Origin of the sequence: Echinicola sp. 20G, from assembly GCF_015533855.1 — a bacterium.
In the GTDB taxonomy this organism is placed as follows: domain Bacteria; phylum Bacteroidota; class Bacteroidia; order Cytophagales; family Cyclobacteriaceae; genus Echinicola.
In genome coordinates, this window is sequence record NZ_AP024154.1 from 1,209,175 (window position 1) to 1,228,899 (window position 19,725).

Sequence of the window (19,725 nt, forward strand, 5' to 3'; positions counted from 1 at the left end):
TTACCAAGCTCGGAACTGCGGAGGTTTAATACCATTTAGCCTTAGGTAAACCACTAAATTGCCCCTGTGATGGATCCCATGGCTATCTATTAGGTTTTCAGCTTGACGGCGAGTAATCATTGCCCCTCCAAATACTTCTATCTGCTCTGCCAATTCATCATCAGAAAGTCCCTTACAGGTTTCCGCAACATAATCAAAAGAATACTCCAAAGCTTTTTTTAGATCTGCTTTGGTCATACTGACACTTTCCATATCCATGGTCGGGTCAGCGCCGCCAAGAAAATTCTTGGCCATCATCACGTTTCCACCAGCTAAGTGCATGACCATTTCGTCAAAACTGTTCACTTCTTCAACAGGCTTGAAACCAAGCTTGTCTTCGGGAATGGCTTCCAATATCTCAACTGTATAGCCTTTCATGGTATTCCATTTGGCCAAAAACTCTTCTTGGGTGGTTTGTGCTTGTAGGGCATAAAATGAGGATGTGCTTAGTATAAACACTAAAACTAGGGTTTTGAAAATCTTGGTCATGGTTTTTAGGTTTTGGTTAAGTACCTAATTTCGTGAAGTTTAATCATAAAACGTAGCATATGCGGCAAAATAATAGGCATTAAAGAAGAGTATCTTATCTATTTTCTATCTTTGGGGATATGAAATTCAGGAATATTTGTTGGATTATATTGTTCGTGTTAGTGAGTTGCGACAAAACCTACTTACCCAAACCAAAGGGTTTTAACCGCATTGATTTACCTCAAAAAGAATTTGTAAAATTAAATGACAACTACCCTTATCAATTTGACCTTCCTGAAATAAGTGAAGTTGAGATGGATTCCTTTAATCTCGAAGAAAAAAATTGGATCAACATCAGCTATCCAACTTTAGGCGCAAAAGTTCACCTCACTTACAAGGCCATCAACAACAACCAAAACAATTTGAAAAGCTATTTGGATGATGCCTTTAACTTAACCGCTAAACATCAAGTAAAAGCCTACAGCATAGAAGAAGGTGTGATCAGAACACCAAAAGGTTATACAGGGGTCGTTGCCGAGTTAAGCGGTGAAGTGCCCACCCAATTTCAGTTTTTTGTGACCGATTCAACCAACAACTTTCTAAGAGGAGCCTTATATTTTAATACAGCCGTGAAAAATGATTCCTTGGCACCTGTCATTGAATACATCAAAAGCGACATGATGCATTTGATCAACACCCTTGAATTCAAAACTAAGGACTGATTTTTGTTTATAATATAATTGGCTTATCCTAAACCAGCTTGACCATAACTCCATGAAATTCTCACTTCAAAGCATAAGCTATTTTGCTTTTCTGATATTATTCGCTGCCTGTGCGGGGTCAAAAAAAATTCATCAGCCGAATGACACCCCAGTTGTCCAAGAGACTCCAGCTCCAAAACCCTCAGGAGAAAACCCTGTTACTACCCCTTCGGATCAACCGGAGACCTTACCACTATTTACTGCGCCTTCTAGGGAAATGAGAGGTGTCTGGATTGCTACTGTGGCTAATATTGACTGGCCTAGCTCTGGAAATGACAGTTTTGAAAAACAAAAAATGGATTTCCTTCAAATCTTGGATTTCTATCACCAGCGCAATTTCAATGCTGTATTTGTTCAAGTAAGGGCAGCAGGTGACGCTTTTTACCCTTCTGAACTGGCCCCGTGGTCCAAATTTTTAACTGGAAAAGAAGGACAATCCCCGAAAACCTCCATGGATCCACTCAAATGGATGATCCAAGCTGCCCACGAAAGGGGCATGGAATTTCATGCTTGGCTGAATCCCTATCGTGCCACCTTCAATCTCGACACCAAAGAGTTGAGCCCAAAACATGATTACTTCCGTCATCCTGACTGGATGATTACCTATGGCACCAAGCGATATTATAATCCCGGGCTTCCGGCAGTCCAAAACCATATCGCAAACATTGTCAAAGAAATCGTTCAAAAGTATGATGTGGATGGCATCCACTTTGACGATTACTTCTATCCCTACAAGATCAAAGGACTAGAATTTGCAGATCAAAATGCCTATCGCCAACATGGAAGAGGAAGTTCTTTGGCCGACTGGCGCCGCCAAAATGTGGACCAACTGATCCGAAAAACAAGTGAAATAATTGATTCAGAAAAGCCTTGGGTAGCTTTTGGAGTAAGTCCATTTGGGGTTTGGAGAAACAACTCGCAGGATCCAAGAGGCTCTGCCACCAAAGCAGGACAAACCAACTACGATGACCTCTATGCCGATCCATTGGTATGGATAAAAAATGGCTGGGTGGATTACATCGCACCTCAAGTATACTGGAGCATGGACCATGACGCTGCTTCTTACAGAACGCTGCTGAAGTGGTGGTCCGATAAGGCTCAAGATATCCCTATCTATATCGGAAACGGATCCTATAAAGTACGGAATGATGGAGACGAAGCGTGGACAAGTACTTTTGAACTACCCAATCAAGTGGCCTATGCACGCACAATCCCAGGAGTAGAAGGGAATGTTTTCTTCCGTGCCCGCTCCTTGATGGGAAACAACCGGGATGTGGCTAATCTGCTCCTTCAAAATGTATATGCCACTCCAGCTCTGGCACCTTCCCAAAAGATTCTTTCTGATGTCATGTCCAATATTGAGCCTGAGATCAGCAGCAAACACCTTTCCGCCAGGGGACTTCAGTTGCAAATCTCCAATGCCTATCTCTCTAAAGAAGTAGTCCTCTACGGCTATAATAATGCAGGCAGATGGGAATTGGTAGAAAACTTACGGACAAGTGGCTCTTTTGATGGAGAGACTTTTGTCTTTAACCACCCGGCCATCCAAAACTATCCTTTTCTTGCAATTGGATTCTTGGGAAATTATGGTGAGCTTTCCCAGCTTAAAATTTGGAAACCTTGAGCCGATTATTTTAAATCACTTAATTAAAAAGGACCTTTCCGATTAATTTCAGTAGCATTTTTGGCTGCCCCGGGCATTTCTCCTCGGATTCCAGATTGCGGTGTATTTATTCTAGACTCAGCGATTTCATACCAACTTTTGGTGAGATCTTGGGGAGTAGTATCTCCTGTTTCCTCTTGCCACTGAAGCAAGACTTGTCTTATTTCTACCAAATCCTTTTGGTGGCTAGGATCTGCTGCCAAATTATAAAGTTGGAAAGGGTCATTTACGATATCATAGAGCTCTTCAGAAGGTCTTGGTGTCACAAAAATATCCGCTTGAATTGCAGATAAATCACCTGCTTGACGAAGGGCTTCTAAGTCCTGATAAGAAGGGCTAGTCACTGCATCCAATGGACCTGACTGGGGAATGTTGGGTCTGGAGTTCAGAATATACAACCATCTTTCAGACCGAACCATCCGCTCATGTGCCTCATAATCATGCCAATTGTGCTCTGCAAAAGCATAGTTCCTAAAGGGTAGATTGGGATCGACCAATTGTTGATGGAAGGATTTTCCTTGAAACTGCTTATCAATATCCACACCAGCCAATTGAAGAACTGTTGGGGCAATGTCTATGGAACTGATCAGTTGTGAACAAGTGGTTCCTTTTTTCCCTAAACCACTTGGCCAATGCGCCACAAAGGGTGTTTTCATACCCCTATCATTTACCCTGGTCTTGCTATGCGGAAATGGGCGACCATTGTCTGCCATAAAGAAAATGAGTGTATTATCTAGTGATCCCTGTTTCTTCAATTGATCCATAACTTTTCCCAAGAAACTGTCCAAGCGGGCTATTTCGTCATAATATTTCGCCAAATCTGTTTTGGTAGCCATTTCATCGGCCAAGTAAAAGGGAGGAGTGAGTTCCTCAGCTAGATGTGTTCCAGAGAAATCATTTGGTCCCCAAGGGCGGTGCGCGTCATGAGAAGCAAACCACATAAAAAAGGGCTTTTCCTTTGGTCTTTCGGCAAGAAGCTCCACCCATTTATCCTCTCCACCAGGACCTCCATCTTTGGTATGAACCTCGTCAAACCCTCTCATTGCATATTCACCCATGTGAAATTTTCCTGCCTGGGCTGTATAATAGCCTTGGGCCTTCAGAAATTCGGGAAGAGACTTCATATTCAAAGGAGGCTCGGTATGGAGCTCTGCCGCACCAGTATTATGTGGATAACGGCCTGTTAAAATTGAATTTCTGCTAGGACTGCAAGAGCTGGCCGTCAAATACACATTTTCAAAGCGCAAGCCATCAGCAGCCATTTTGTCAATATTCGGTGTTTTGGCCTGAGCATTACCATAGCAGCCCAAGTCATCCCAGCTCACATCATCAGCAATGATGATAATAAAATTTGTTTTTGAACTTTGGGCCCAAACCGGTGAAATAAAAATCAACAGGGCCAGAAATATTCCAAAGGTTTGCTTCATCATCTGCATGTTAGGTTTTAATAGGTCTTTGCGAAATACCTATAAATTATCTGTATAAAATTTTAAATCAAACTTTTCAGACCAACATCAGGCAGAAACAACAAAAGCCGTCCAAATTTGGACGGCTTTATTAATATCGATTACAAGTCAGGTATCTTAAAACAACTTGATCTTGCCCCAGCTTCTGATCAAAATAGTGAAGGCCAAAGCACTCACGATGGAAGCAATGATAGCTGACATGGTATTTTCATATAGCCAGAATCCAATGGCAAACAAGGCGGAGTAAATTGCTACCGAACCGGTCACCATCAAACCAATTTCGAATGGCAACTGACCTTGCTCAGCTTCTACTTCCGGATACTTGTTCAACAGTTTTCTCCATCCATAGGCTGCTGGTTTTACTTTTTTATAGAAAGAAAGTAAGATTTCATCATTTTCTGGTTTGGTCACCAAGGTAACGATCACCCAAGTGGCCGTGGTCACACTGACACCATAAAGTAACTTCAAATACTCCATTCCTTCTGGGATATTGATGATACCAAACTTAGGGTTGATGGTTTCAAAGAAGATGGCCACGATAAATGAAATGATCATCGCTGAAATTTCTGTGTAAGCATTGATCCTCCACCAAAACCATCTTAAAATAAAGATCAATCCAGTACCTGCACCGATCTGAAGCAAAATATTAAACGCTTCAAGTGCATTGGACAAGGCCAAGGCCAATAGAGCGGCCAAGCCCATCAATACCACTGTTGAGATTCTTCCCACGTTTACCAACTCCTTATCAGAAGCATCAGGCTTTACAAATCTTTGGTAGAAGTCATTTACCACATAAGACGAACCCCAGTTCAAGTGTGTAGAAAGAGTAGACATTACCGCAGCAATCAAAGAGGCCAATACAATACCAATCAATCCAGTTGGCAAGTAGGTCAGCATGGCAGAATAAGCCAAATCATCTCCCAATTTATCTGCAGGAATATGTGGGAAAGCTTCTTGCATATCACTGATCTGTGGGAACACCACCAATGAAGCCAAAGCAATGATGATCCATGGCCAAGGACGAAGTGCATAATGCGCTACATTGAAGAACAAGGTTGCTCCAATTGCATTCTTTTCATCTTTGGCAGAAAGCATCCTTTGGGCGATGTAACCACCACCTCCTGGCTCAGCACCTGGATACCATGTTGCCCACCATTGGATCGCGATAGGCATCAAGAACAAAGGAATCACCAAGTTCATATCATTAAAATCAGGAAGAAAAGATAACTTGTCAGACACATTAGGATGAGCCAACAGGTTGTCCAAAGATCCAATTTCTGGAAGATCCAAAATATAGATGGCAGCACCGATTGCACCGGCCATGGCAATAAAGAACTGGAAGAAGTCAGTCAACAAAACCCCTTTCAATCCACCCAATGAACTATATACAACTGTCACAATTGAAGCAATCAATAAAGTTTGTACCGGGCTTAGTCCGAGCATCACCCCACCAATCTTAATGGCTGCCAGAGAGACAGTGGCCATGATCATAATATTAAAGAACACTCCCAAATAGATTGCTCTAAAACCTCTTAAAAAAGCTGCTGCTTTTCCTCCATACCTTAATTCATAGAATTCCAAATCAGTATTGATTTCAGACCTTCTCCAAAGTTTGGCATAAACAAACACAGTGAGCATACCGGTCAAAAGGAAACACCACCAAGTCCAGTTACCAGAGACACCATTATTCCTTACAATATCCGTAACCAAGTTAGGGGTATCCGCTGAGAAGGTGGTAGCAACCATGGAAACACCCAAAAGCCACCATGGCATACTTCTGCCAGATAAGAAGAAGTCCTTAGAACTTTTACCTGCAGATTTTGAGGTAAACACGCCTATCAGCAAGGAAATGATGAAAAAGGCCGCAATAATGCCCCAGTCAATTGGAGAGATGTTCATAATATCCTAATGTATTTAGTGATTTAGTAAAATCGGTAACTTACTTTTTTTGGGTGCGTTAAAGTTGTTAAATGAAGTTTTATAAAATTTTACATTTAATAAAACGCACTTTTGAAATAAATTTCACTAATGTATTCAATTATTCACGAATTACAAAAAGTGAAATCTTGTTAACTTAACTTTAATTTTCCCAAAGAAAATAAATATTGACGAAAACATATATTAATACGCTTATTTTTTATTTTTGCGTTCGGTTTACGCAATAAAAGGTTTCAAATTCTTTTGAATTATAAATTTCAGGTTGTACTTTAAATTTGAAATGGTAAGCAGAGCTGACCTTTTAGTAAACTTAAGGCGTTATCAAACTAATGATTGAATTGAATATGAATGCGGTAATAGGTCAGCTTTTGAAGCACTATGGTCAGGAAGAGGAAGTTACTGAGGTTAAAAAATATGGCTCTGGTCACATTCATAAAACTTTTTTAGTGGACATTCCTTCTCAGCAATATATTCTTCAAAGCTTCAATCGAAAAGTCTTTCCTTTTCCAGACCGCATTGCAGGTAATTTACAGCAAGTAAAAACTCACCTTCATGGAAAAAACCTGGAGTTTAACTTGCCCCTTCCCATGCGCACCACTGCTGGTAAGCTGTTTACAGACCATGAAAACGTCTTCTACAGGCTATTCCCTTTTGTAGAAGGGAAATGTATAGACAAGGTAGAAAACCCAAAGCAGGCTTACCTGGCCGCTCAGGCTTTTGGAGGATTCATTAAAGCTTGTGCCGGTATCACAACTGATGGTTTGGAAGAAGTTATCGAAGGTTTTCATGACCTTTCCCTTCGCTACCGACAGTTTGAAACGGCACTCAAAAACACTCAAATTGAGTTGTCTGGAGAAGTATTGGACATGATCGAGTTCTATAAAAAGCAAGTGCTTCTGGTAAGGAAGTACAAACACTATGTTGAAACACTTCCCCTTAGGGTCACCCACAATGATACCAAGATCAACAATGTTATCTTTTCTGATGACTTCAGTAAGATAAATGCCGTAATTGATCTGGATACCGTTATGGCAGGTTATGTTTTTTATGATTTCGGTGACTTGGTGCGTACAGTGGCCTGCACTGAAGAAGAAGGTTCTGTCGAATGGAGCAAGATCGATATCGACCTTGACAAATACGCAGCTTTGCTTCAAGGCTTTGTCGAGGCCATGGACTCAGAACTATCGACAGAAGAAAAAGAATCATTGCCTTTTGGAGGAGAAATGATGGCCTGTATCATGGGACTTCGCTTTCTCACGGACTATTTAAATGGCAATATCTATTATCCAATCAGTTACCCAGAGCATAACTTTCATCGCTCTAAAAACCAAGCGCTCTTGCTTCAAGCCCTCCAGTCAAAGCGAGAATCCATTTCATTACTGATTAAAAATGTCTAAGATACCAATTATCTGATATAGAGGGTTCATCTGAGGCATTCCATTCTTCTTTTCCTATTCATTTGGGGGTATTTTATTCTTTAGACGTATATAATTGAGGTAATCAAAATATTCAATTTTGATTTTAGCGTGGATTTATCACAGAAAAAAGTAGGTCTATCAAAGTTTCAGTCCATAAGAGTAATCTTTAAAGACTTTGCTTATCTCTAGTTAGATTACTTATTTTTTTTTGTATCTTGGATAGATTATTGTAAAAAGTTAGAATTACAGAATAAAATAACGGCTTTAACCTTATAAATAAACAGTACCCCATGAAAAAAAGAACATTTCTTAAAAATACAGCAGCCCTTGCCGCAGTATCTATGCTCCCTGGATCAGTGTGGTCCATGGCAAAAGGTAAGAGGCTCCGTACGGCACACATAGGTGTATCCAATATGGGTATGGCGGATTTGAAAGCCATCTCTTCTCATAGTTTAGTCGATGTAGTGGGCTTATGTGATGTGGACAGCAACGCTTTGGCAACTGCAAAAGCCATGCACCCAAAAGCAAAAACCTATGCGGATTACCGTGAAATGCTCAAAGAAATGTCAGATGAAATCGATGCAGTAATTGTATCCACTCCTGACCATACACACGCTCCAGCTTCTATGTTGGCCATGGAAAAAGGCAAACCAGTTTATTGCCAAAAACCTTTGACCCATCATGTAACAGAGGCAAGGGCGATGAAAAAATTTGCCTCAGATAACAATATCATTACCCAAATGGGTATCCAGGTGCACTCTTTTTATGACTATAAGCTAGCAACACACCTAATCCGTGAAGGCATCATCGGTAAAGTGAAGTGCGTTAGGGCTTGGTCTCCTAAAAACTGGGGCTTTGATGGAGAGGCTCCTGAAGGATCTGATCCAGTACCAAGCACTTTGGATTGGAACTTATGGTTAGGTACTGCCCCTGAAAGAGAATACAAAAAGGGTTATTACCACACAGGAAATTGGAGAAAAGTATTGGACTACGGCTGTGGTACTTTGGGCGATATGGGTGTCCATATCTTTGACACACCTTACAATGCTTTAGAGCTTGATGTCCCAATGACCATCAAAAACAAATGCCGCAAACCAACTGGCTTTGGCTTCCCTGAGCACAATGAAGTGACCTATACTTTCCCTCAGACCCCATATACCACCGAAACCTTGGAATGGGTATGGTATGATGGGCCTGGAGCTCCTGCTAAGCACAAAGATTTGAAATTACCTAATGGAGATGAACTGCCAGGCCAAGGCGCCATGTTTATTGGTGAAGATGGAAGACGACTACTGCTTCCTCACTTTATGCAGCTACCTAAGCTAATTATAGACGGTGAGTATAAAGAATTGGATCTTAGTGGTACCGAACATATTGGCCAGCCTGTGAGGGATTATGACAGTGAAGGAGAAAAGCATTACCACCAGTTTGTGGATGCTTGCTTGGGTAAAGATGAGACCAGCGCTCCGTTTGATTATGCAGCAAGGCTGACGGAAACTATTCTGTTAGGAACCATTGCCGGTAGATTCCCGAACAAAACACTTCACTGGGATGCCAAAACAGCCCGATTTGCAGAAGAAGAAGCCAATGCACTATTGGATGCACCATACAGAGAATTTTAATATGTATTAGTTGATTGATTTAAAAAGGGGGCTTCGGTCCCTTTTTTTATGCACTAATTGACCACCATCCATTTGACTTACTCATAAGTGAACCTTAATTTATGTTATGAAAAAGTCTCTATTCCTTGTTTCTTTATCCATCATACTTTTTACACATTGTCAAAAGGCCAGGCAAGAAAGCGTTTCAGAAGATATTTTTGACCGTGTCAGAAACCTGCCAGACAGTATCAAAATAAATGACATCACCATTTATAACCTTTTCAAGTATCAAATCCTGGCCCACCGCGAAAATAGCTATGACAGCACCATGGTCATCGAAAAGGTTTTTGAAAGACATCCTAAAATCTGGAAGGAACTCTATGGGGTACTTTTTGATTCTGTCCGATTTTCCACAGAAGCAGGAATGATCAGTTGGAACAAAGACATCTATCAAGATCACTTGGATACTATTGAATCAAGAATAGATCAGTTACTTGAAGTAAATTTTGATTCTACGCTTAAAGCAAGCTTGACAGGATTAAAAAGACTGACTGGAAGAACCCCTGAAAATGTAAAACTGAGTATCATATTGTCCCCAGTAGAAGGAATCGGCTTTGGGGGAATGGAAAATGATGCTTTTATCCTTGACCTTTTGGATAGTAATTTCGATGTGATCAACATGGTTGAAGAAGGCATTCCCCATGAACTGAACCATTTCATTTATGAGCCTACCCGTGCAAATGACCCTGACAAAGAAAGTCCCCTGCGTTTATGTATTGATGAAGGCTTTGCTTGTTATTACACCTATCGCTATTTCGATGGAGGAATTACAAAAGCACAAGCCGTAGAGCAAATGAGTGAAGCCGAGTGGCAATGGTATCTTGATCACGAAAAGGAAATTTTTGAACAATGTGCACCGCATTTCTTTCAATCCGGTGAAGACGACCCTTTACGTCAATTGGGAAAAGAAATGGGTGCTCCCAAAACACTATTTTACTGGCTTGGCTTTAGGATTATTGAAAAGTACGTCCAAAATCATGGCAAAGGCTCTTGGAAGGATATCTATGAATTGCCTATCAAAGATGTCTTGGAGCAAAGTAACTATGCCGAATCTTTAAGGTAAAGTCAACTTAATTATTCTATTGAAAAAGTATAGGTGAGCAAAGAAGAAGCCCTAGCTAAATACCTCCAACAGGTACACAGGATTTACCAATAATCGCTAACATCTATAGCTTTTCACACGATTAAAAATTAATTTGTGGCCTAATTTAAACTGACACCAAGAAAGGAGTACATTGCCGGGATTCTTTGATACCAAAATTGAGTTTCTAAAGGGAGTAGGACCACAAAAAGCCGCCTTGATCAATAAGGAACTTAATATTTTTACCTTTGGAGAACTTCTCCAACACTATCCTTTCCGGTATGAGGATCGCACCAAATTTTACAAAATCAACCAGATCAATGGTAACCTGGAACATGTTCAGGTAATTGCTAAAGTCCGACGACTTGAAACGATTGGTTTGGCCCGTAAAAAACGATTGGTCGCCTACATCGAAGATGAGACTGGCGAGATGGAGCTTACTTGGTTCAAAGGCATCCAATGGGTAGCCAAAAAACTCTTGCCTGGTGCCACTTATATTTTCTTTGGAAAACCCAACCAGTATGGCCGCAAATTTAGCATTGCCCATCCAGAAATGGAACCCTTAACAGCTGCCCAGGAAGAAAAAAGCTCTTTTCAACCAGTTTATCCTACGACAGAGAAACTGCGGGTAAAGTACCTGGACAGCAAGGGAATTTCCAGAATTATGGCCACCTTGGTCCAAAACGCGTATCCCCAAATTCAGGAAACATTGCCTGACGATGTCTTACGTCGTTTTAACCTGACAGCCAAAAATGATGCCCTCAAGCAAATCCACTTTCCCGATGATCCAGAAAGGCTCAAAAGAGCCAGATTTCGGCTAAAATTTGAGGAATTCTTCTTCGTGCAGCTAAGGCTTCTCAAATTAAAATTGACCAGGACTGAAAAATTTAAAGGACAAGTCCTCACACAAATTGAGCTGCTGAACCAATTTTACAAGGACCATCTTCCCTTTGACCTTACCAATGCACAAAAACGGGTCATTCGAGAATCCTATAATGATATGCGTTCTGGCAAGCAGATGAACCGGCTTATTCAAGGCGATGTGGGCAGTGGCAAGACCATTGTTGCTTTTATCTGTGCACTGATCGCCATCAGCTCTGGCGCACAGACTTGTCTAATGGCCCCAACTGAGATTTTGGCCACACAACACTTTGAAGGACTTAAGGAGTTTGCTGATATGATGGGGCTGCGTATTGATCTTTTGACTGGCTCTACCAAAAAATCAGCGCGCAAAAGGATCCATGGAGAGCTTTTAAATGGGCAATTGCATATCCTGATCGGCACACATGCCTTGTTAGAAGATGTGGTGCAGTTTCAAAATCTAGGACTAGCCATTGTAGATGAGCAGCACCGCTTTGGAGTAGCACAGCGCGCCAAGCTTTGGGCTAAAAACAAAAACTACTATCCTCATGTCTTGGTCATGACCGCTACGCCCATTCCAAGAACCTTGGCCATGACACTATATGGAGACTTGGACATCTCGGTTATCGATGAGCTTCCCGCAGGAAGAAAGCCTATCCAAACTATCCATCGCTTTGACAAAGACCGACTGAAAGTCTTTGGTTTTATGAAAAAGGAAATCGAATTGGGCAGGCAAATCTATGTGGTCTATCCGTTGATCGAAGACTCTGAAAAAATGGACCTCAAAAGCCTTATGGATGGTTATGAAAGTATTTGTCGGGCTTTTCCCCAATATCCTGTTAGCATCGTCCATGGCAATATGAAACCGGCCGATAAGGAATTTGAGATGCAACGTTTTGTAAAGAACGAAACCAAAATCATGGTGGCCACCACTGTGATTGAAGTGGGGGTAAATGTACCCAATGCTTCAGTCATGGTCATTGAAAATGCAGAGCGTTTTGGCTTATCCCAACTCCACCAGCTTCGGGGAAGGGTTGGCCGGGGAGCAGAACAGTCTTACTGTATCCTGATGAGCAAATATGAACTTTCCAAGGACAGCCGCGTAAGGCTGGACACCATGGTAAGAACCAATAACGGTTTTGAGATTGCTGATGTGGACCTCAAGCTTCGCGGACCGGGCGATCTGATGGGCACCCAACAAAGTGGGGTAGCCGACCTGCTCATAGCAGACCTCAGCAAAGACGCCCCCATCCTCACCATGGCCAGAGATGCTGCGCAAGCACTTATCCAAGAAGACCCAAATCTACAGCTTCCACAAAATGCCATGGTTTTAAGGCAAATCAAAAACCAGAAGAAACACGCAGTCAATTGGAGTAGGATTAGCTAAAATAAAAAAAACCACCCCCAGGTAAAACCTGAGAGCGGTTAAGTATATAAACCAGTTTTATTTATTTCGTAATTATGCCGATCTCCGCAAAGGAGGCCTCTTTTCCATCCAATGTCTTAGTTGCCTTTAGTTTGATAAACCTAGCTGGAACCGCATCAAAGCTTATTTTCTGCTCTATTGGGCTGTTGGCAATGTTTCCAAATTCTCCAGCGCTAACTGTCTTCCATTGCTTACCATCTGTGCTCACAGCAAAATCATAATGAGAAATCACACCAGACATATAGCGGTTTTGCATAGGCATATAGGTAAAGCCTTTTAAGCTTACTGCCTCAGCCAAATCGATCACTATCTCATCACTTTCACTGATGTAATTGGTGTAATCATTTTCATCGATCGCCTGTGCCGCCTTTTCTCCCCCTCCGATTACTTCCCAGTTGACTTTGGCCAAATCCAAATCAGCTCTGCTAGGCTCACTCACTTTGCCTGAAGTTTTGTCCACAGCAATGGCCTTGACCGTATGGGCAGTTTTGATTTCAAACGCCCCCTCATATTTGTTAGAGCTTTCGGAAGGGTCACTGCCATCAGTGGTATAATAAATATCCACTCCTTGGTCTGGCACTTCCAAACTCACCATTCCTTCTACTGTTCGTTTTATTTCAGGAGCTAGAACTACCTTCGGTGCATTATAGATGGCTACCTTTGAAATCGTAGGTGCAGCTTTCGCATCTTTGACAGTGAACCTTACTGCAGTAGCAGTTACATCAGGAAATCTCAAAATCCGCTTGTAACCTATGGTAGTTTCATCAGCAATCTGCTCCCAACCACCTTCTGTCTCTGCCTCCACAGTAAATGCTTTAACTCTTTGTCCCAAAGGAATGTACTCCTGAACCAAAAAACGATTAAAGGTGGTCGGCTCACCAAATGAAATGGTCAATGCCCCAGATACTTCTCCATCAGCTGTGGCCCAGTAAGTTGCTGGATCATCATCCAAGACCATCTCTGCTTCAAAGCCATGGCCTCTTTCCACTGTAGCTGAAACATCCAGATCTGCTCTTGCCAGGTTATTGGCAAAATCCTCCTTCACTTTCTCAGCCAACTTCAATACTTGCTCCACATCCCTTTCATGAATCAAACCTCTCTTATCAACAGGGAAGTTGAGGAGAAATGAACCATTTCGGCCTATACTTTCATAATAGATGTCCAAAAGTTCAGGTAAAGATTTCACTTTATGGTCTTCATATTCATGATAATACCAACCTGGACGAATGGAGACATCCACCTCTGCAGGAACCCAGTGTGTTCCATCTTCCTGGCCATCTGCATAGTCCGTGTGGTAATTAGGCATACCTCCATAAATTTCATCACGCAATAAGTTTGACCAGGTGGTTTTGTAAGCATGGCCTTCTTCGTTCCCTACCCATCTGACATCTGGTCCAGCATCACTAAAGATCACCGCATTGGGTTGAAGCTCACGAATGATCTTATACGTATTTTCCCAATCATAATAGCTTTTTTTATCTACCCTTCTTTCTTCATTGGCTCCACCATAGTATCCGGTACCACCATTCGCACCATCAAACCAAACTTCAAAAACATCCCCATAATTGGTCAATAGTTCACGAAGCTGGGCACGGAAAATTTCTATGTACTCTGGCGTTCCATAATCTTCATTGTTCCGATCCCATGGAGATAGGTAAACACCAAATTTTAACCCATATTCTTTACAAGCCTCAGAAAGCTCCTTCAAGACATCTCCTTTACCATCTTTCCAAGTGGAGCTTTTTACAGAATGATCCGTAGTGGCTGTTGGCCAAAGACAAAAACCGTCATGGTGCTTCGCTGTCAAAATGATGCCCTTCATGCCTGCCTCTTTGGCTACTCGAGCCCATTGACGACAGTCCAGTGCGGAAGGATTAAAAGTCTTTGGATCTTCATCTCCCATACCCCACTCCATATTCGTGAAGGTATTCATATTGAAATGGACAAAAGCATAAAACTCCATGTCTTGCCATGCTAACTGTCTTTCTGAAGGTACTGATTCCACCGGAGCCGGTGGTGCTACTTTCTCACTCTGACAGGCAACTGCCAGAAGCAATAATATTAGATACTTTTTCATTATGGGGTTTTAAGGTTGATCTACTAATATAAGTATTTGTAAAGTAGGATGAATGTATTTTAACTGATTTAGAAAATTTTTAGTAAATACATGCAAAAATTGTACGCATTAAGGCAAAAGCACTAGTCCTTATCCAAAAATTTTCAATTATCTATCTTGAACCATTTATATAAAAAATTAAAAGATCTTCGAAGATTGCGAACAAATTAATGTCCTTTTGGCTTCTTTTGGTTAGCATTTATATGGTTATGTTTACATCATGGTATTTTTGAAAAAAGTATTGGCCCTTTTCTTTATTGTTTTGTTTCCAATGATGGTTTCCGCGCAAACGGTAATTACTGTTTTGGATGCTGAAAATGGAAATCCTATACCGGGAGTACTCATTCGACTGTCCAACCAGACCAAGCTTATTGCTGATGAAAATGGTCAGGCCAGAGCCAATTTGAATCATCAGCTTACTGCTTTGTTTAGCCATTTAGCATATGAGGACTTGTGGAAAAACTTAGAACCCGGAAAAACAGACACAGTTCGCCTTTTCAAAAAAACCAATAGTCTTTCTGAAGTTATTGTTTCTTCATTTGGTTCAACACGTAGCTTACTGGAACAAGCAGCAGCAGTAAGCCAAGTGAATGAAAAGGAACTTTATCGCTTCAATGAAACCTCCTTGGTCAATGCCTTTAACACGCGGTCTGGTGTAAGGATGGAGGAAAGGGCTCCTGGAAGCTACAGGATCTCCATCCGCGGTAGTTCTTTGAGAGCACCTTTTGGTGTGCGCAATGTCAAAATCTACTGGGATGACATTCCCTTTACTGCACCGGACGGGACTACGCCACTAAATATCCTTGACCTCAGCAATGTCCAAAACACCGAAATTATCAAAGGCCCAGCTGGAAGCATTTATGGAGCAGGCAATGGTGGCGTGATCAGCTTCACTCCTAAAAAAATTAAAGCCAATAGCGCCAATGCAGATCTTGCAGTAGGTGATTTTGGCTTGCTAAAGTATCGTTTGGGAATGGAACAGTTATTAGAAAATGGGGACATTTATGCCAGTTTCGTCCAACAAAAATCGGACGGATACAGAGACCACAGTGCCTTGGACAGAAAAGTATTCAACATGGGAGCAAATTTCTATCCCTCGAATAAACAGAGTATCTCCACCCAACTGTTGTATTCTGATCTTTTTTATGAATTGCCAGGAGGACTGACATCCGAGCAAGTGGCAGAAAACCCACAACAGGCTCGACCTGGATCAGCAGCCCAGAACGCTTCCATCAACCAGAAATCACTCTATGGTACTTTTGTTCATGAATATGATTTCAATACTAAATGGAGCAACAAAAGTGCTGCCTATATTCAAACTACAGATTTTGAAAATCCTTTTAACCTGGATTATAAAAAAGAAACCCAGTATGGCTACGGCGGAAGAACCAAGTTTACCTTAAATGATCAATGGGGACAATTTCCTGTTCGCTTGCTGCTAGGTGGAGAATACCAGTTTTCCAATACCAGCGCACAAAACTTTGGCAACCGAAATGGTCAGGCCGATACCGTGCGATTCAGTGATGACCTGATTACCACCCAAGGATTTCTCTTTCAACAAGTCGAAGTCAACTGGACCAAAAATATGCTGATGACACTAGCTCTAAGCGAAAACTTTTCCCGCTTTGACATCAATCGAAACATAGATGCTTCCACAGGCCTTCCTTATGCAGTAGAAAGAAAGTTCAATCCCGTCTGGGTGCCAAGACTGGCCTTTTCGGCTAAAATCAATCGCTATTCTGCACTCTTTGGAAGCATCAGTGCCGGCTTCTCTCCTCCCACCATAGATGAAGTACGCACCAATGAAGGCTCGATCAATCTAGACCTGGAAGCAGAAAAAGGCATCAATTATGAAATGGGCTATCGTGGCAATTATAGCGACGGCAAGATCAATTTAGATATAAGTACATTCTACTTTAAATTAGATGAAACCATCACTACCTACACCAATGAACAAGGGGTAGTACTATTTAGAAATGCAGGAGCCACAGACCAAAAGGGTATTGAAGCACAAATTGACTATTCCCTGATCCGAAGCAATACAGCTTGGCTCCAAGAACTGAAACTGGGACATGCTTATTCATTTCACCACTTCTTATTCAAGAATTATGTGAATGATGGAGAAGATTTTTCAGGAAACATGCTAACAGGCGTACCCCAAAACAACTTGGTCAACAGGTTAGATGTGGAAACCCAGTCAGGGCTTTATCTTAACGTGACCCATCAGTTTGTAAGTGAACTTCCTCTAAATGATGCCAACACGGTGATGCAGGACAGCTACAACTTACTTAATGCCCGGCTCGGTTGGCGAGGTAATCTCAGCAACAAGTTGGAGCTTGAAATATACGGAGGTGCTGACAACCTTCTGGATGAGCAATACAGTTTAGGAAATGATCTCAATGCGTTTGGAGGCAGGTATTATCAGCCCGCGGCCTTAAGAAATTTCTATGGAGGTATTAAAGTAAAAATGAGGTATTAGGCTGTAAGCCGACTCACTTAAACTTCACCACTTTTCCATGGGCTTGAGAAGTCATTTCCTCGGGGATGGCATGAGTGATTTCCTTATAAAGTAATTCCACCAAGCGTTTCTTCAAGAAACTTCGGGTCAAAATAATGCTTACTTCCCGGATCGGCTCTTCACCTGCAAAAGGCCTTAATCGGGTCTTTTCTTCCTCACTCAAATCAAATGTTGCCAGCTCTGGTAATAAAGTCACTCCTTTGTATCGGTTGACCATATTCTTCAAACCTTCCAGTGATCCGCTTTCATAGTGAAAATTCATTCGCTGGAATTTGCTCTGGTCGCAAATATTAAGCACTTGATCCCTAAAGCAGTGGCCTTGCTGAAGCACCCAAAAATCATCCGCCATAAGGTCTTTCACCATGATTGATTCATGATTCAGCAAATGGTGCCCTTTAGAAAGGTAAGCGTAGAATTTCTCATAAAACATCGGTTTTTCCACAATTCCTTGTTCATCCAAAGGGGTCACGACGATTCCAAGATCCAATTCATCATTGCGCAATCGCTTGACGATTTCCTCAGTGATCAGTTCTTCCACCTGAAGTTGTACATTGGGATATTTCTCTAAAAACCCCCTGATAAACAGGTGCAATAAATAAGGAGCCAAAGTAGGAATAATGCCCAACTTGATCACACCACTAATGTTTCCCTTGAGCTGGGCAATCATTTCATAAATTCCCTTGCTTTCAGAAACCACCTTTTTGGCTTGTTCGATCAACTGAGCACCAGTTTCTGTGGGGATTACAGGCATCTTAGATCGGTCAAAAATCACCACATCCAGCTCTCGCTCCAATTTATGGATTTGAGCACTCAAGGTAGGTTGAGTAACAAAACAAGCCTCTGCAGCGTGTCCAAAGTGACGGTGCTTATCCACCGCCAACACGTATTCCAATTGTTGGATGGTCATGTGTCAATCTGGTTTTTAGCCCTTAAAAACATGAAAGCAAAGATATAAATCTTTTTCTTTTTATTTAGATTTGATATAAATAATAATCTGATTTGCCGTATCCATGCTTATTACATTAAATTCTTCGCCCAATTGATCAGAAGCATTCTAACTGCCATATAGGCCTCAGGACCGAAACAGACGATATTTTTTTTTCCATTCATAACATAAAAGCTAACAATCATGTCTTTTTAACACCTTTACTTGTTGTATAATTCAGGCATCTAAAAATTCCTATTAACTTTACCAAAATAGTCACACGCCTATCCCAAATTATACCCACAACATTCAGTGATCTATACCCTATGAGTTTATTGAGCCTTCATGAGATTAGTAAAAAGTTTCCTCAGTCCAAGCAATTTGCGGTAAAGGATATTTCTCTGGAAATTGGAGAGGGTGAAATTTTAGCCATAGTAGGTGAAAATGGCTCAGGAAAAACCACCTTATTGAAGCTTATTGCAGGCATGGAACACCCAGACTCTGGTCGAATTATTTCTTCGGGACAAACCATTGTCAATGGTAAAACCGCCACCCCTGCCAACCAAAGAGGTGTCGGTGTTGTATTTGAAGATTACGCTCTTTTCCCTCAAATGAACATCTTGGAAAATGTGCGTTGTGCCTTGCACCAACAGGAAAAAAATGCCAAGCAAATTGCCAAAGACAGCCTAGCTTTGGTAGGACTTGAGGATAGTTTTGGGGCTTATCCTCACCAACTTTCCTCTGGACAGCGCCAGAGAGCCGCATTGGCCAGGGCTTTGGCATCAAGGCCCAAACTATTGCTTTTGGATGATCCTTTCAAAAGCCTTGACACCCGCTTCAAAAACGAGATCAGTGAAGACTTGAGGGACATCGTTAAAACCAGTGGTGTCACGACGATTTTTGCCAGTCATCACGCAAAGGATGCGCTTTCTGTTGCGGACAGGATTGCTATCCTTCATAAGGGAAAATTACAGCAAGTGGACGATCCGGTCAATATTTATAAATCTCCTGCCAATGCCTATGTAGCCAACTTTTTTGGTAAGAGAAATGAGATCATTGCCACACCAACAGAAGATGGTTTTTATTCTGGTTTTGGATTTATCCCAGATCCTAACTCCAAAAATTATACGGAGAAAGTAAAAATCCTTTTCCGCTCAGAAGATGCCAAAATCAAAAAAAGTACTGAACAACCTCTCAGCGGTGAGGTGGTAAGAACCCTGTATTATGGGGACCACCAAATCGTAAAACTGGTAGATGATGAAGGTAGGCAAATCAGTATTAAAGCAGCTCCTAACCGCAACTTTGTCAAAAACGACCGCATGTTTTTTACCATTGGTAAATACGAAATAGAAGAAGCTTTCTAGAATTGACCATTCACAAAATC

The 19,725-nt window shown here is 41.6% G+C and carries 13 protein-coding genes; 8 read left to right on the forward strand and 5 right to left on the reverse strand.

Features of this window, described 5'->3' with window-relative positions:
* On the reverse strand, positions 1-528 hold the full coding sequence (locus tag JL001_RS05310) for a DinB family protein (protein ID WP_200975107.1): 528 nt from the start codon (positions 526-528) through the stop codon (positions 1-3).
* 119 nt (positions 529-647) lie between these two features.
* Here JL001_RS05310 and gldD point away from each other — a divergent pair, with 119 nt between their 5' ends.
* A complete protein-coding gene (gene gldD / locus JL001_RS05315; protein WP_200975108.1) occupies positions 648-1,229 on the forward strand; it encodes a gliding motility lipoprotein GldD in 582 nt (193 codons plus the stop codon).
* Positions 1,230-1,281: 52 nt separating this feature from the next.
* Complete coding sequence (locus JL001_RS05320) at positions 1,282-2,892, forward strand: glycoside hydrolase family 10 protein (RefSeq protein WP_200975109.1); 1,611 nt, start codon at positions 1,282-1,284, stop codon at positions 2,890-2,892.
* Positions 2,893-2,915: 23 nt separating this feature from the next.
* Here the strand turns inward: JL001_RS05320 and JL001_RS05325 are convergent, their stop codons facing one another.
* A complete protein-coding gene (locus tag JL001_RS05325) occupies positions 2,916-4,361 on the reverse strand; it encodes a sulfatase (RefSeq protein ID WP_200975110.1) in 1,446 nt (481 codons plus the stop codon).
* A gap of 153 nt (positions 4,362-4,514) precedes the next feature.
* Complete coding sequence (locus tag JL001_RS05330) at positions 4,515-6,296, reverse strand: sodium:solute symporter family protein (RefSeq protein ID WP_200975111.1); 1,782 nt, start codon at positions 6,294-6,296, stop codon at positions 4,515-4,517.
* 368 nt (positions 6,297-6,664) lie between these two features.
* Between JL001_RS05330 and JL001_RS05335 the strand changes: the two genes are divergently transcribed.
* The 4 genes from JL001_RS05335 (at position 6,665) to recG (ending at position 12,743) form a co-directional block, all read left to right on the forward strand.
* Positions 6,665-7,732 carry a phosphotransferase enzyme family protein gene (locus tag JL001_RS05335; RefSeq protein ID WP_200975112.1) on the forward strand — a complete coding sequence of 356 codons (1,068 nt, stop codon included), beginning with the start codon at positions 6,665-6,667 and terminating at the stop codon, positions 7,730-7,732.
* A 311-nt stretch (positions 7,733-8,043) separates the two neighbouring features.
* On the forward strand, positions 8,044-9,375 hold the full coding sequence (locus JL001_RS05340; RefSeq protein WP_200975113.1) for a Gfo/Idh/MocA family protein: 1,332 nt from the start codon (positions 8,044-8,046) through the stop codon (positions 9,373-9,375).
* A 106-nt stretch (positions 9,376-9,481) separates the two neighbouring features.
* The gene (locus JL001_RS05345) at positions 9,482-10,477 is read left to right on the forward strand and encodes a DUF2268 domain-containing putative Zn-dependent protease (RefSeq protein WP_200975114.1); all 996 of its coding nucleotides are present in this window, start codon (positions 9,482-9,484) and stop codon (positions 10,475-10,477) included.
* Between the two features lie 172 nt (positions 10,478-10,649).
* The gene (gene recG / locus JL001_RS05350; RefSeq protein ID WP_200975115.1) at positions 10,650-12,743 is read left to right on the forward strand and encodes an ATP-dependent DNA helicase RecG; all 2,094 of its coding nucleotides are present in this window, start codon (positions 10,650-10,652) and stop codon (positions 12,741-12,743) included.
* Between the two features lie 61 nt (positions 12,744-12,804).
* Here recG and JL001_RS05355 read toward each other — a convergent pair whose 3' ends face one another.
* Complete coding sequence (locus JL001_RS05355) at positions 12,805-14,859, reverse strand: alpha-L-fucosidase (RefSeq protein WP_200975116.1); 2,055 nt, start codon at positions 14,857-14,859, stop codon at positions 12,805-12,807.
* Between the two features lie 259 nt (positions 14,860-15,118).
* Here JL001_RS05355 and JL001_RS05360 point away from each other — a divergent pair, with 259 nt between their 5' ends.
* Positions 15,119-17,377, forward strand: coding sequence for a TonB-dependent receptor domain-containing protein (locus JL001_RS05360; protein ID WP_200975117.1), 2,259 nt, complete (start codon positions 15,119-15,121; stop codon positions 17,375-17,377).
* Positions 17,378-17,390: 13 nt separating this feature from the next.
* Here the strand turns inward: JL001_RS05360 and JL001_RS05365 are convergent, their stop codons facing one another.
* On the reverse strand, positions 17,391-18,323 hold the full coding sequence (locus tag JL001_RS05365; protein WP_200975118.1) for a hydrogen peroxide-inducible genes activator: 933 nt from the start codon (positions 18,321-18,323) through the stop codon (positions 17,391-17,393).
* A 344-nt stretch (positions 18,324-18,667) separates the two neighbouring features.
* Between JL001_RS05365 and JL001_RS05370 the strand changes: the two genes are divergently transcribed.
* On the forward strand, positions 18,668-19,705 hold the full coding sequence (locus tag JL001_RS05370) for an ABC transporter ATP-binding protein (protein ID WP_200975119.1): 1,038 nt from the start codon (positions 18,668-18,670) through the stop codon (positions 19,703-19,705).
* Positions 19,706-19,725: the final 20 nt, after the last annotated feature.

What these genes read in the sequence shown, in the direction of transcription:
- JL001_RS05310 (WP_200975107.1), bottom strand. Translation starts at nt 528, where the DNA reads ATGACCAAGATTTTCAAAACCCTAGTTTTAGTGTTTATACTAAGCACA.
- gldD (WP_200975108.1), top strand. Translation starts at nt 648, where the DNA reads ATGAAATTCAGGAATATTTGTTGGATTATATTGTTCGTGTTAGTGAGT.
- JL001_RS05320 (WP_200975109.1), top strand. Translation starts at nt 1,282, where the DNA reads ATGAAATTCTCACTTCAAAGCATAAGCTATTTTGCTTTTCTGATATTA.
- JL001_RS05325 (WP_200975110.1), bottom strand. Translation starts at nt 4,361, where the DNA reads ATGATGAAGCAAACCTTTGGAATATTTCTGGCCCTGTTGATTTTTATT.
- JL001_RS05330 (WP_200975111.1), bottom strand. Translation starts at nt 6,296, where the DNA reads ATGAACATCTCTCCAATTGACTGGGGCATTATTGCGGCCTTTTTCATC.
- JL001_RS05335 (WP_200975112.1), top strand. Translation starts at nt 6,665, where the DNA reads ATGATTGAATTGAATATGAATGCGGTAATAGGTCAGCTTTTGAAGCAC.
- JL001_RS05340 (WP_200975113.1), top strand. Translation starts at nt 8,044, where the DNA reads ATGAAAAAAAGAACATTTCTTAAAAATACAGCAGCCCTTGCCGCAGTA.
- JL001_RS05345 (WP_200975114.1), top strand. Translation starts at nt 9,482, where the DNA reads ATGAAAAAGTCTCTATTCCTTGTTTCTTTATCCATCATACTTTTTACA.
- JL001_RS05355 (WP_200975116.1), bottom strand. Translation starts at nt 14,859, where the DNA reads ATGAAAAAGTATCTAATATTATTGCTTCTGGCAGTTGCCTGTCAGAGT.
- JL001_RS05360 (WP_200975117.1), top strand. Translation starts at nt 15,119, where the DNA reads ATGGTATTTTTGAAAAAAGTATTGGCCCTTTTCTTTATTGTTTTGTTT.
- JL001_RS05365 (WP_200975118.1), bottom strand. Translation starts at nt 18,323, where the DNA reads ATGACCATCCAACAATTGGAATACGTGTTGGCGGTGGATAAGCACCGT.
- JL001_RS05370 (WP_200975119.1), top strand. Translation starts at nt 18,668, where the DNA reads ATGAGTTTATTGAGCCTTCATGAGATTAGTAAAAAGTTTCCTCAGTCC.